Genomic DNA, 13,651 nt, shown 5'->3' with positions numbered 1-13,651 from the left:
TATAATAAATTTTTTATGCCGAGCACGAGATACATTCCTCGATGGTCGATTTACGTGTACGGGTGTAATACAATGATTTCAGCCCTAGTTTGTGTGCATAAATATAATACTTCGCCAAGTCGCGCGTACTGTCTTTCGAGTTGGTATGCAAGATCGTAGATACACCTTGATCGATGTGGCGTTGGATAACCGAGATCATTTTCAATACTTTCATCTGGTCCATATCATACGCCGACTTGAAGTAGAAGTAATTATCGTTCGTCAGGTATGGCATTGGATAATACGTCGTACTATCACCGTACTCACGCACTTCAATAATATCTACGATTGGCATCACCGATGCGGTCGCATTCATGATATAAGAAGTAGATTGGTTAGGAGCAATCGCTAAACGATACGCGTGGTAGATTCCATGCTCTTTCACTTGCGCTTTCAGGTTTTCCCAATCTGCAATAGTTGGAATATGTACTCCTTCGAACAATTCTTGAACCTTATCTGTTTTCGGAAGATAATCACGGTTGAGGTATTTGTCGAAATAAGTACCATCTGCGTACGCAGATTTTTCAAACCCGACGAACGTACGACCACGCTCTTTAGCAATCTCCATAGAAGCTTCCAAAGAGTAGTAGTTCATCATCATGAAGAACGTATTCGCGAAATCTAACGCTTCAGTCGATTCATACATGATAAAGCTTTTGGCTAGGAAACCGTGTAGGTTCATCGCACCTAAGCCTACCGAATGCAATTCGCGGTTCGCTTTAGCGATAGTAGGAACCATTTCGATATCTGTCACGTCCGTTACTACGGTTAATGCACGCATGGCCGTTTTCACTGCTTCTTTCACGCGTTTGTTATCCATTACGGTAGCCACATTGAGGGAACCTAGATTACAAGAAATACCGTAGCGGATCGTATCTTCTTTGCCATAGATATTGATATCTGATACTTCAGATACTTGCATGATCTCGGTACAAAGATTTGAGAATTTTACTTTACCGATGCCGTTAAGAGCATGCCCTCTATTCGCATTTTCTTTGTAGAAGATATACGGATATCCCGACTCTTTTTGAGTTTGTGCGATTTTCACCAAAAGATGGCGCGCATTGATTTTCTTCTTTTTGATGTTTGGATTGGTGATCAACTCATCGTACATGGCATCCATATCCAACTCATCTAGGTATTTGCCATACTCTTGCATCACGGTGTGTGGATAGATCAAATAGCACGCTTCATCTTTTTCCGCCAATTCCATGAATTTGTCGGGCACGATGATACCGATGGATAACGATTTGATACGTACTTTCTCATCGGCATTGATCTTCTTACAATCCAAAAACTCTTCAATATCCGAGTGGAAAATATTTAGATAAACCGCACCTGCACCAGGGCGTTGACCCAACTGGTTGGCGTAAGAGAACGTATCTTCCATGATTTTCATGATCGGTAATACTCCTCCAGCACGACCATCTACGCCTTTGATTGCTTCGCCACGAGCACGGATTTTGGAGATGTTAAACGACACACCACCACCGATAGACGATAACTTCATCGCCGAATCAATCGCATAGCCAATACCGTTTAGGTTGTCGCCAACTTCATCTAAGAAACAAGAAACCAACTCGCCAGATCTTTTCTTTCCGGCATTCAAGAATGTCGGCGTAGCGGGCTGATATTCTTGGCTAATCATGATTTCTGCGTATTCGAAAGCTTTTTGTACGCCTTCTTCGCGAGCCAAGAACAAGGCAACCGCCATGACGCGATCTTCGTAGCGCTCTAAAAATTTTTCGCCAGAATCGTCACGCAGCGCGTAGCTTTGAAAAAACTTGAAAGCTGCCATGAAAGACTGGAAGCGAAATTTCTTCGCATATACGTAATCATATACTTGTTGAATCTCTTCAAAAGTAAACCATTGATAGAAATCAATGTAATAATTGTTCTCAATAAGGTAATCGACTTTTTCCTTTAGATTGTAAAAGAAAACCGTGTTCTTGTTTACATATTCTAGGAAATAAGCTCTTACTGCTTCTTTGTCTTTATGTAAGCTAAACTCCTCATCATGTTTGATCATGATTTCGTTGTTAAGCAATATCCAGCTTTTCGCTACGTCGTTTGCTATCATAATATTGATTTTTTATACTGTCAATAAACTCGTTTATATCTACCAAAGTCCCCGAAAGTTCGAACTTTAAACCGATAGGAAGGTCGAAGTTTTCTGCGAGTTTATCGGCTGCTACTGCGAAGTTTCTTCCCCAGTTGCGATTACCACTTGAACTGACCGAATGGATCATGTGGCTATATTTATCGATAAAGGCTTGTGTCTTTTCAGGCACTTTGCCAAAGTTAATGGTATAAGTCACCAAGTGACCCATAGTTGATGGTATGGTATCCTCTTCGATACGGGTGGCTTGCCACCCCGTTATCTGGATCACTTTACTGATAAAGCGATCTACATTTCCTGTCTTTGAATCGTAGTAAATATGAATCATAGCTCGTATTTAGAGGGTTTACAATACGGTTTACAACGCGATATGATCTAGTTCCTCTGGTTTGAAGCCAATGATTCTATGTTTGATTTCGTCCTCCTCAAGTACGAGTACGGTAGGAACGGTACGTACTTTGAATTTTACTGCCAACTCCGGTTCATCAAATGGATTGATTGTTTCGTAAGATACACCCTTGTTGTCCAAGTAGGAAGATACCTGTGCGCATGGTGCACAGTCATTCTTTTCAAATTTAATGATTCTTGCCATGTCTATTTAAAATCTTTTGGGGGGTAACTTTAAGCCAACCTTTTTGGGATCAGCTTACGTTTGCCATAAATAAATATTCTATTGAATCGGAATCGCAACGATTCCTTTGTCTTAAACAAAGATCATATATTTTATCTGCGCGAGTGAGTCGGACTTTTCCACATCTCGAGAATGCAAGGCGGCTAAAGTTCGCTTCCCGAATGTAGAAATTATTAATCTGCTGATATACAAAGTGTAAAGTATGTGGATAACTTTGAAAAGCCACAAATATTTTCGCGAGATATCGCCCAAATCTACGTTAATTTTTACGTAAAAATAGCATGAAAATGGCGACTTTATTATTTGTCATGTTGAATAAATTTTGTATAGTAATTAATCATGAAAACACAGGTAGCACATCCCCAAAAAAAGCAATTCCTTCGGATTTGCTGTCCGAAGGAATTGCAATTTTAATCGGTAAATTGACTAGGAGATGTTGTCTAATAACCTGGGTTTTGTGTGAGATTGGTATTGCCCAATTGATTTAAAGGAATCGGGAACAGCAAGGCACGGGGATCGGATGCTGGTTTCTCTTGCCAGGCATCTAAGTACTTGCCAAATCGAATTAAATCTGTTCGGCGGTGAGATTCCCAGAAGAATTCGCGACCTAACTCATCCAATAAATTGTCTGTCGTCAGTGTGGCCAACGGCGTTGCGTTTCTTTGCGTGCGGACTTCATTCACCAACGACAAAGCGGCTGCAGCTTGATTCATACGAAGTAAGGCTTCAGCTTTCATCAGTAGCACATCCGAATAGCGATAGAATACCCAGTCATTCTCTGCATGGCCGGCACCAATATTAGTATAATCTGGAACATATTTTACTACACGTATTCCTGTTACTTCCAGATTGTTTCCACGTTCTATGATACTTACTTCTGGAGTGAAACTCAACGGATTGCCGCGGCGGTCTTCTCGTGCTTCACCTTGAGCATTTACCTGCTGACCCAATAAGAAGCCCATATTCATGCCCGAGATATTGGTCACGCCGGGATACGTGGAACTACGACGCTGATCGTCTTGCTCGTACTTATCATAGAAGTTGGATAGCGTAGCAAAACCATTCCAACCACTCGGATTCATGTTGTAATGTAAAGTAGTTCTTAGCAGGGAATAAATATCTCCAGAATTACTGCCACCAATGTTTGCACCAACGAAGATATTCTCGGGCGACTCATGATTGTTGAGCGCAAAATTGTCAAAATAGTTTTCAGCAAGTGAGTAGCGGCCAATGATTTGGTCGGCCAAAGTTACGACCATTTGCATATCTTCATTGCTAAAAGTGGGTGCTTCCCTGTTAAGGAAGGTTCCTTTGTTGAGGTATGTTTTCATGAGCAACATGCGAGCAGCGTCTTGGTTCGCTACTTGAGGATTACCTGTTGGCAAATCCGACATGATCTCGTTTAATTCTTCGATTAAATAGGCTATCTGCTCTTCTGCTCCACGTACACGAGGCATGCCCAAAATATCTTCTCCAGGCTCGCGATAAGGCACTTGCCCCCAGCCGTCCAAAATAGAAAACTGCGCAAAGGCTCTGATAAATCGTGCTTCTGCCGCTTGTCTTGCTGTAGGATCGTATCGCAATAGATCTGTACCGGCATAGCTTACAGCGTTCAGGTTTCGGAATACATCGTGAATGCGGACGTGATCGGCCTGCCATTGATGTAAGAATAAAGCGCGCCAAGCGCCGTTGTCGTCCCAGTCACCACCACGTGTCGGAGGGATCGTTTCGTCTGAAGTTGTTTGCTGTAATGCCCACCAGCCACCATTCCCTTGGTACGGCGAGCGCATAGATATATAAGCTCCTTGCAGCAAAGCCGTCGCATTTACTGCTCCTGGATTAGTGTCCGAGATTTGCCCATTGAGTTTTTCATCTAGCTTGGTGCATCCGCTCAATGCAATGCAGCTCGCTAGTATTATGGTATATATGTGCTTTTTCATGTTTTCGGAAATTAGAGAGAGAAGTTTACGCCTAGATTGAAAGTTCGTGCTGGCGGATAGCAATGTAATCGATTCCAGCAGAACCGGTGTTGCCGACACCTTTGGCGGTGTTGACTTCTGGATCAAACCCGGTGTACTTGGTGAATAGCAATAAATTCGTCCCGTTGAAGAAGATATTTAGATTTTTCAACGAGGCGCCGATATTTCCTATCTGGTAACCGATCGTTGCGTTCGCCAATTTAATATAGCTACCATCTTCTATAAAACGGGAGGAAGGTGCGGCCGAGTTGGTCAGTGATTCCTGGATAGGGGAGTTCAGCAATCCTGATGCGATATTTCTAAATCCGCCCAAATTGGTGATTGGTAATACCGTATTGGCGGTATTATTATAAATATCTTGCCCCAACATACCATTGAAGTTAGCAGAGAAAGTAAATCTTTTGTATGCTATATCGGTACTAAAACCAATCAAGGCACTAGGATTTGGATTGCCCATATATAGCATGCTAAAGCCGTCGTCTGTATAAGTTGAAAATCCTTCTGGACTTAATCCTAAATATTCACGTGTCATCATAGCAAACATGGGTAGCCCTGCTTGGATTACTTGTATGGTAGCTCCGGATACACCTTGGCCACTCAGTGCTCCTGTCAGGATTACATTATTCATATTGTTCACTTCATTTTTCAATAAAGTCAGATTAGCCCCGATATTCCAAGTCAAGTTTTCTTTCTGAATGACGTTGGAATGCAAGCCAAATTCTACCCCGCGATTACGGATCTCTCCATCCAGATTGCTGTAAATGATAGGGGCGTCTGGTGCATTTGGATACAATGGAATAGTCGGATAGAGTAGGTCGGTGGTTTTCTTGTCGAAAACATCAATCGAGCCCGTTAACTTGGTGCCAAACAATCCAAAGTCTAAACCAATGTTCAGCTGCTCGTCACTTTGCCAGCGCAAATTTGGATTTCCGTTATTGATCGGTCGCACGGCATTATCATTAATAAAGCCATAACGATTAATGGCTGATCCGGCTGGGAATTCTTGGTTACCGGTACGTCCCCAACCAGCGCGTAAGCGCAATTCGCTTAACCAAGCGACATCCTGCATAAAGCTTTCATTGCGGATATTCCAGGCGGCCGAGAAAGAAGGAAAGTTGCCGTATTTATTGTTAGCTCCGAATTTAGTAGAACCATCACGTCGTACAGTGGCTGTCAATAAATAGCGAGAGTCGTAGTTAAATATAGCGCGGAAGAAGTAAGATTGCAATTCAGTAGTTGGATCATTGAAAGAATTGATTGTGCGGTTTCCGCTAGATCCGGCTTGTAACGCATCGGTGTAATCGATATCTATATCGCCATAATTGATCCCTCGGAAATCCATTCCTTTGTACATGAAATTCATGTATTCATAGCCGAGGACTGCATTTAAATTCAACTTATTGGCAATCTCACGATTGAATGTTAAGGTGTGTGTCAATTGGCTAGTCATCAGTTCGTTATTCGCATAAGAAGCTTCGCCACCCAATGCTCCACCATCCTGATCGGCTACAATACCTGGGATATTGATCCAGCTTCTGGTAGAAGCACGACGAATACCAGAACTGTAATTTACAGCGCCAAGTGCACGATATTCCAACCAGTCATTGAATTTGTAGTATGGCGAGACGCTACCAATAATAGTAGATACCCGTGCATGATCGTTGTTGGCCTCCGCCATTCCCAATGGGTTGATGATAGAAGTACCGTATTTAATGTTGAGCGATCCATCTGGATTGTACAAAGGTTCAGTTGGATTCCAATTCAATGCTTGGCCTACTAAGCTGCCTTCAAAACCGGCATCAGTCGTCACTGCGGCCAATTGCTCATTGGTTTGCGTACCGATCAACCCCAAATCAAGACCTAACTTTTTGCTTTCCAGCATACGAAAATTTCCGTTGACCGAAGCTGCAACCTTTTTAAAGCCACTTTTGATGAGAATACCTTCTTGGTCTTGGTAACCAATGGAAGCGCGGAATTTGGCATCTTCGGTTCCACCACTCATTGATACTGCGTAATCTTGGATGATGGCATTACGTGTAATCGCGCCCATCGCATCCACATTATCGCCTAGATCACCTCCCGTAATACCATAACTATTTAATGCATTACGAAACTGATTTCCATCTAGAATATCCAAACGACGCATCAAGGAGGATACACCAGTAGAAGCGTTTACATTGACCTGCAAATCGCCTGCTTTGCCTCGTTTGGTATTGATTAAAACCACCCCGTAAGCTGCGCGTGCGCCGTAGATCGCAGTAGCAGAAGCATCTTTGAGGATTTCCATACTTTCGATATCCGAAGTGTTGAGAAACACCAATGGATTTCCGCCGGGCGTCGATCCTGTAGCAGCACTCCGATCGGGACGAGGGGAGCGACCATCTAAAGCGATTCCGTCCACGACATATAATGGTTGGCCATCGCCAGTTACGGCCGAGTTACCACGGATACGCACAGTCGTTTCACCACCAGGTTGGCCGCTATTATTAATCATTTGCACGCCTGGAGCTTTACCCTGTATCAATTGATCTGGTGCAGTGAATGGACCTTGGTTAAAATCTTTTTCACTCACTTTTGTAACTGCGCCAGTAAGATCTTTGCGCTGTACGGATGCGTAACCAACGACGGTGATCTCTCCAATATCGTCACTGGAAGAAGCTTGCAAATTAATGTTCAATGGCGACATATCCTCGGTGACGCTAACAGTTTCTCGGTATGTTTCATAGCCTAGAAAGGAAACAATTAACGTGTAGCTTCCAGGTGCAACCGCACTGAAACTAAATGTGCCACTGGCGTCGGTGCCTGCTTTACGATCTAACTCTACTAAGGTCAAGGTGGCTCCAGAAATAGCCTGTCCATCCCCCATAACTTTGCCATTGAAGGTAGCATTTTGCGCAAACGCGATATTTCCATACAGTAGGAAAAGTACGAGCGAAGACACAAGCATGCGAATACCTTGAGAAGGTAATTTTGATTTCATCTGTGTTGTATTTTAAGTTTATAAAATAGTAGTTTCTACGCTCAAAATTTGGGGCAGTGTGATTAATCTGCGCCAAAGCGTACATTTTCTAAGTTTATATATTACTAGGTATAGTAACCAAATGTAATAAAAAATGGTGCGGATGGAATAAAAATGTATAAAATTATTCCGTCTTAGGAAAATTAGTTTTGAAAATGAGGATTGCCGCTATGAGTTCATTAGTTAAGAAAAAATGAAGTTACCAAGTACTCGTACAAGCAGTTGGTGAGTGTTAGCAGCTTATTGGTGGAATGATTTTATTGTCTCGATATTATGAAATTAATCATAAAAGATGGTACAACAAGCCGAGTATCTATATTCTATCAGAACATGCTACTCATTAATTCTTTTTGCAACGAAAGTGCCATTCGGTTGGATTGCATAGAGATTGGTTGCCCTTGCGCTGGTTTCATCTATTTCGAAGCGAATCGCAAAACCAGCAAGATCCTTGATCTTAAAATTATGATTGCCTTGAGATACTGTTTCATAATTTTTCTGTCCGGGTACGTCCATATAGATGATACCGTCTTTTGCAGTGATAGTAATCTTCATATTACCAACTATGTACTGGCCGACATATGCCGCTATATCTTTTGTGCTTACTTCCTTTGCCGCAGGTTTTCGTGCAAATTCAAAGGATTCTGGAAGATCTATTTCGGCACTTTTGATATTGCCATCAAAGTCGGTGTGAAAAGTAATCTTTTGCGCTTCATCGTCATCTTGCTTTTTCTCTTTATCTGTACTTCGCTCTCTAAGCGTGAACGTGTCATAATGATAATGCTCCAAGCTGTGTTCTTTTGTCGCTAAATGTGTTTTTAAAACACCGTTTTCGAAGCGTATCTCTAATTGACCATAAGCTGGATGATGATATTGTCCAACATAATCCGCTAACAAATGGGATGGCTTTGTACCTTTCACTTGTTTTAAATCTTCTTCTAGAGGCTTTATTTCCGTTTCTGCGCTATCTTGTTCCACACCACGCGTATTCCAATTTACATATGATAATCCCAACAATTGATCCGAGATCAAATTGCGTACTACGCCTGGAACATCGGAACCATTTTGATTGGTCAGAACCACAATGCCTACAGAATCGCTAGGAAAGAAAGCAACAGATGCTGAAAATCCATCGATGTTACCTCCATGTTCCACGCGATAGTGACCTCGGTAGGACGCTGTCATCCATCCTAAACCATAATTGGCAAAATGTAGATCAGGACGCTTTGAGGTTGGCAAACTGGCAGCCATTACCATCTGCGAGCTCATGGCTTCTTGCACATAGCTTGCAGGTAAAATTTGCTGCCCGTTAAACTTTCCACCATTCAACCAAACTTTCAACCAATTCGCCATCTCTGCTACGCTACTATTGATACTGCCCGCTGGCCCCATGCCATTGATATTGTAGTAAGGCATGTAGGTAATGTTTTTATTGTCGTCTACGGTATATCCCAGAGCAGCATTTTTATCAGCTTTCATGGCGGCAATGCTGAGATTACTTTGCGACATGCCAAGCGGATTAAAAAAATGCGTGCGAATATTATCTTCCCAAGATTTTCCAGTCATCTTCTCTGCAATCATGCCTTGTGCTAGGTACATGAAGTTGTTATAAAAATAAGTAGTTCGCAGGTCGCAGTCGGTTTCATGTATTGTACGCGAGCTAATAGGCTGTCGCGATTACTGGTATTAAATAGATACCATGAAAGGTCATATCGAGAAAGTCCGGTACGGTGCGCCATCAAGTCACGTACAGTCACTTGGCTTTCGCGTCCATCTTGAAAACGTAAGGCAGGCAAATGTTGGGTGATTTTATCGTCTAAAGACAAGCTGTCGCCAAATATTTTACCGATTAATCCTGCCGTGAAGGCCTTGGTTGAAGAGCCAATAGCATACAAAGTTTGTGGCGTAGCAGGTAACTTATCCTCATAGTTACTAAAACCGAAGCCTTTGCTATAGAGCAAACTATCCTTTTGTACGACTGCGACTGAAAATCCGGCTACATGATAATCTTCTCGTACTTTCTCTAGCACAGAATCCATAGCAGACCAATCAACGGATGTGGTTGTTTGAGCTTTCGTTGCTATGCTACATACCAATAGTAAAAGCGCGGCTAAGACAGCGCCTATGATAAGAGAGTGGTGTTTTGAAGACATACTAACTTAAACTAATAATAGGATATTTGGTGACCCTAAGTTAGTACTAATCACAAAATAAATAAGCAATTTTAGTATAAAATATTGCTTATTTATTTTGTGCTATAGCTTCGGATAGAAGTTGTTACTTGAATGAATTACACCAAATACTCAAAAAGCGTTTGATCCTTATTGATTTCAATAAAATCGAACTTATACGCTTTGAGGCGCTCGATTAGACTGGTGTAATCTTTGGCGGAGCCGAGCTCGACGCCAATCAGTGCTGGTCCGCGTTCGCGCTCGGTTTTTTTAATGTATTCGAAGCGGGTAATATCATCTTTTGGTCCCAATACTTCGGTTACTAATAATCTTAATGCACCGGGACGTTGTGGAAAACGCACAATAAAATAGTGCTTGATACCTTCGTACAATAATGACATCTCTTTGATCTCGCCCATGCGATCGATATCATTGTTGCCACCCGAAACAATACATACAACTTTTTTCCCGCGAATCTCTTCTTGGTGAAAATCTAATGCAGCGATAGATAATGCTCCAGCAGGTTCGGCTACAATGGCATCTTTGTTATACAGCTCCAGAATGGTTGTACAGATTTTACCTTCGGGCACGGATCGTACGCTATCCAATAATTCACTAGAGATGGCAAAAGGCAGCACGCCTATTTTCTTCACGGCAGCACCATCCACAAACTTGTTGATGCTTTCTAACTCGATTGGCCCACCATGTTCCATTGCAGCTTGCATAGATGGAGCACCTTCTGGCTCTACACCATATAATTTGGTTGTAGGCGAATACTGCTTCATGTACAAGCTCAGTCCGGAAGATAATCCTCCGCCACCGATGGGCATAATTACCGCTTCGACATCAGGCAAGTCTTCCAAGATTTCTACTGCTACGGTACCTTGGCCTTCGATGATCTTGATGTCATCAAACGGTGGAATGAATACCATGGAGTGTTCGGCTGCGTAATCCAAAGCGGCCTTTTGGCAATCATCAAACGTATCGCCGGTCAATACAATTTCTATATTGCCATTGCCCCACATTTCTGTTTGTGTAATCTTTTGGCGTGGCGTTGGTCCAGGCATAAAGATTACGCCTTTAATGTTTAATTTTTTGCACGACAGTGCCACGCCCTGAGCGTGATTGCCCGCACTGGCACATACGACGCCGCGCTTTAAATCATCTGCCGACAGGCTACTAATCTTATTGAATGCACCGCGCAATTTGTACGAACGCACAACTTGTAGGTCTTCACGTTTTAGATAGATATCTGCGCCGTACTTTTCCGACAGGTGATGATTGTATTGTAATGGCGTGCGAAAAACGACATCTTGGATACGTTCTTTGGCAGCCAGACAGTCGATTTCCAACGTGGATAGATTCATGTATTGTTTATTGTTATGTATAGAAGACGAGTTATTTGACTAAGGTCAAAAGATCCTCGTCTACAATGTCTTTTTTGGCATCTGCCAATACAAGAAAACGCTCGTAGGTAGATGCCAAGGCTTCTTTATCCAAGGTATAACCTAATCGCTCAAGATGATGCTTTAATGCATGACGACCAGAGCGAGCGGTAAGAATAATACCAGCTTCATCCAAACCTACATCTTCTGGGCGGATGATTTCGTAATTCTCGCGGTGCTTTAAGAAACCATCTTGGTGAATACCTGAACTGTGTGCAAAGGCATTTTTACCGACGATAGCTTTGTTAGGTTGTACCGGCATGCGCATCATTGAGCTCACTTTTTGTGAAATGGCGGTGAACAGCCTGCTGTTGATGTTCGACGTAAGGCCAGGGAAGTGCGCGGCATGTACTTTCAAGATCATCGCTACTTCTTCTAGCGAAGTGTTTCCTGCGCGCTCGCCGATACCATTAATGGTACATTCTACCTGACGTGCACCTTGTTGAACGGCCGCGATTGAATTGGCAGTGGCTAAGCTAGGTCATTATGGCAATGTGCTGAAATGATCGCCTGATCAATATTCTTCACATTTTCTTTCAGATATTGGATTTTGGAGCCATATTGATCTGGCAAGCAGTAGCCGTTGGTATCTGGAATATTAACGACAGTAGCACCTGCAGCAATCACCGCTTCGACCATCTGCGCTAAATATGGAAGATCGGCGCGTCCCGCGTCTTCAGCAAAGAACTCTACATCCTCTACCAGACTTTTGGCATGTTTAACAGCGGCTACTGCGCGATCTAATATTTCTTCACGTGTGCTGTTAAATTTGTACTTAATGTGCATGTCTGACGAACCTATGCCGGTGTGGATACGTGGGCGTTTGGCATATTTTAAAGCTTCGGCTGCGATATTGATATCGTTTTCGTTTGCCCGCGTAAGGGCACAGATGATGACATTGTCCACGGCTTTGGAAAGCTCGACAACGGATTGGAAATCTCCGGGACTGGATACGGGAAAACCTGCTTCAATGATATCCACGCCTAGCGTTTCCAGATCCCTGGCTATTTCGATTTTTTCTGGTGTCGTTAGCTGACAGCCAGGTACTTGTTCACCATCTCTGAGCGTGGTGTCGAAGATATACAAATGATTCGGATCGTGTAACATAAGTTTCGAAATTTAGTACTTTACAGTATGTTTATATATCGGTTATCTTGACTTCAATAATTCAATGACTTTTTGGCCCATGGCGACAGTGCCCAAGATACGATCGGTAGGCGTATCGTTCACCGCGATATCACTCGTTCTCCAACCTGCTTTCAATGCTTGGTCTACGGCGTCGGTTACAGCTTTTGCTTCTTCTTGCAATCCGAAAGCAATGTCCAACATCAATGCTGCTGATAGGATAGAGGCTAATGGATTGGCTTTGTCTTGGCCAGCAATATCGTGTGCAGATCCGTGAATCGGTTCAAAAAATCCGGTGCCATCGCCAATAGAAGCGGAGGCGAGCATGCCCATCGAGCCAGCAATCTGTGAAGCTTCGTCGGTCAAGATATCGCCAAATAGATTCGCGGTCAATACCACATCAAATTTCTTTGGATTTTTGACCAATTGCATAGCCGCATTGTCGATAAACATGTGCTCGGTTTCAACATCGGGGTATTCGGCGGCCAATCCTTGCACTACTTCTCTCCAAAGGCGCGAGGTTTCTAATACATTGGCTTTATCTACCGAGCAAAGACGTTTGCCACGTGTTTGCGCCGCTTCAAACGCTTTGCGTGCAATGCGCTCTACTTCGTAGCGGTGGTAATTCATTAGGTCGGAAGCAAATGTATTATCGGCATTGCGCAATTTCTCGCCGAAATATACATCACCAGTTAACTCACGGAAGAATAATATATCGGTGCCGCGAAGGATTTCTGGCTTTAAGCTAGAAGCATCCAACAGCTCATCGAACAATAAAATAGGGCGTAAGTTAGCGTACAAACCCAGTTCCTTGCGGATTTTCAACAAACCTTGCTCGGGGCGTACTTTGGCAGAAGGGTCATTGTCGTATTTAGCATGACCAATCGCGCCGAACAAAATCGCGTCAGAAGCTTTGGCTTTTGCCAAAGTTTCGTCAGGCAGTGGATTGCCTGTAGCTTCGATCGCAGTATGCCCCATAATAGCGTTGTCAAAGGCAAACTCATGTCCAAATTTGGAAGCGATTACTTCCAGTACCTGCTTACCCCACTCTGTTACTTCTTGTCCGATACCATCACCCGGGATGATTAATATATTCTTCTTCATGTTATGTCGTTACTTGTCGAGT

General features: G+C 43.0%; 10 protein-coding genes and 1 pseudogene. All 11 read right to left on the bottom strand.

What is annotated here, in order from left to right; all coding sequences use genetic code 11:
• Positions 1–13: 13 nt before the first annotated feature.
• Positions 14–2,119: a class 1b ribonucleoside-diphosphate reductase subunit alpha gene (gene nrdE / locus A0125_RS12700; RefSeq protein WP_066756819.1), complete on the bottom strand. Its 2,106-nt coding sequence runs from the start codon at positions 2,117–2,119 to the stop codon at positions 14–16.
• Positions 2,079–2,486, bottom strand: coding sequence for a class Ib ribonucleoside-diphosphate reductase assembly flavoprotein NrdI (nrdI, locus tag A0125_RS12695; RefSeq protein WP_066756816.1), 408 nt, complete (start codon positions 2,484–2,486; stop codon positions 2,079–2,081). Before nrdI ends, nrdE begins: the two co-directional genes overlap by 41 nt.
• Before the next feature lie 30 nt (positions 2,487–2,516).
• The gene (locus A0125_RS12690; protein WP_066756813.1) at positions 2,517–2,750 is read right to left on the bottom strand and encodes a glutaredoxin family protein; all 234 of its coding nucleotides are present in this window, start codon (positions 2,748–2,750) and stop codon (positions 2,517–2,519) included.
• Positions 2,751–3,229: 479 nt separating this feature from the next.
• A complete protein-coding gene (locus tag A0125_RS12685; protein ID WP_066756810.1) occupies positions 3,230–4,729 on the bottom strand; it encodes a RagB/SusD family nutrient uptake outer membrane protein in 1,500 nt (499 codons plus the stop codon).
• A 31-nt stretch (positions 4,730–4,760) separates the two neighbouring features.
• Complete coding sequence (locus A0125_RS12680) at positions 4,761–7,748, bottom strand: SusC/RagA family TonB-linked outer membrane protein (RefSeq protein WP_066756807.1); 2,988 nt, start codon at positions 7,746–7,748, stop codon at positions 4,761–4,763.
• Positions 7,749–8,120: 372 nt separating this feature from the next.
• A complete protein-coding gene (locus A0125_RS16435; RefSeq protein WP_066756804.1) occupies positions 8,121–9,383 on the bottom strand; it encodes a DUF3471 domain-containing protein in 1,263 nt (420 codons plus the stop codon).
• Entirely contained in the window at positions 9,374–9,937 is a 564-nt protein-coding gene (locus A0125_RS16430; protein ID WP_066756795.1) for a serine hydrolase domain-containing protein, read from the bottom strand. The genes A0125_RS16435 and A0125_RS16430 overlap by 10 nt, the downstream gene beginning before the upstream one ends.
• Positions 9,938–10,074: 137 nt before the next feature.
• Positions 10,075–11,322, bottom strand: coding sequence for a threonine ammonia-lyase IlvA (gene ilvA / locus A0125_RS12665; protein WP_082785035.1), 1,248 nt, complete (start codon positions 11,320–11,322; stop codon positions 10,075–10,077).
• Between the two features lie 31 nt (positions 11,323–11,353).
• On the bottom strand, positions 11,354–11,662 hold the full coding sequence (locus A0125_RS16665; RefSeq protein WP_410528184.1) for a homocitrate synthase/isopropylmalate synthase family protein: 309 nt from the start codon (positions 11,660–11,662) through the stop codon (positions 11,354–11,356).
• 81 nt (positions 11,663–11,743) lie between these two features.
• Positions 11,744–12,507, bottom strand: a pseudogene (locus tag A0125_RS12660) (2-isopropylmalate synthase); the annotation flags it as partial.
• A gap of 42 nt (positions 12,508–12,549) precedes the next feature.
• Positions 12,550–13,629, bottom strand: a complete 1,080-nt coding sequence (gene leuB / locus A0125_RS12655) for a 3-isopropylmalate dehydrogenase (protein WP_066756789.1) — start codon at positions 13,627–13,629, stop codon at positions 12,550–12,552.
• Between the last annotated feature and the right edge of the window lie 22 nt (positions 13,630–13,651).

Origin of the sequence: Sphingobacterium populi, from assembly GCF_001586775.1 — a bacterium.
In the GTDB taxonomy this organism is placed as follows: domain Bacteria; phylum Bacteroidota; class Bacteroidia; order Sphingobacteriales; family Sphingobacteriaceae; genus Sphingobacterium; species Sphingobacterium populi.
Note: the sequence above shows the minus strand (reverse complement) of the source record. Positions and strands in the feature narration are given on the sequence as shown.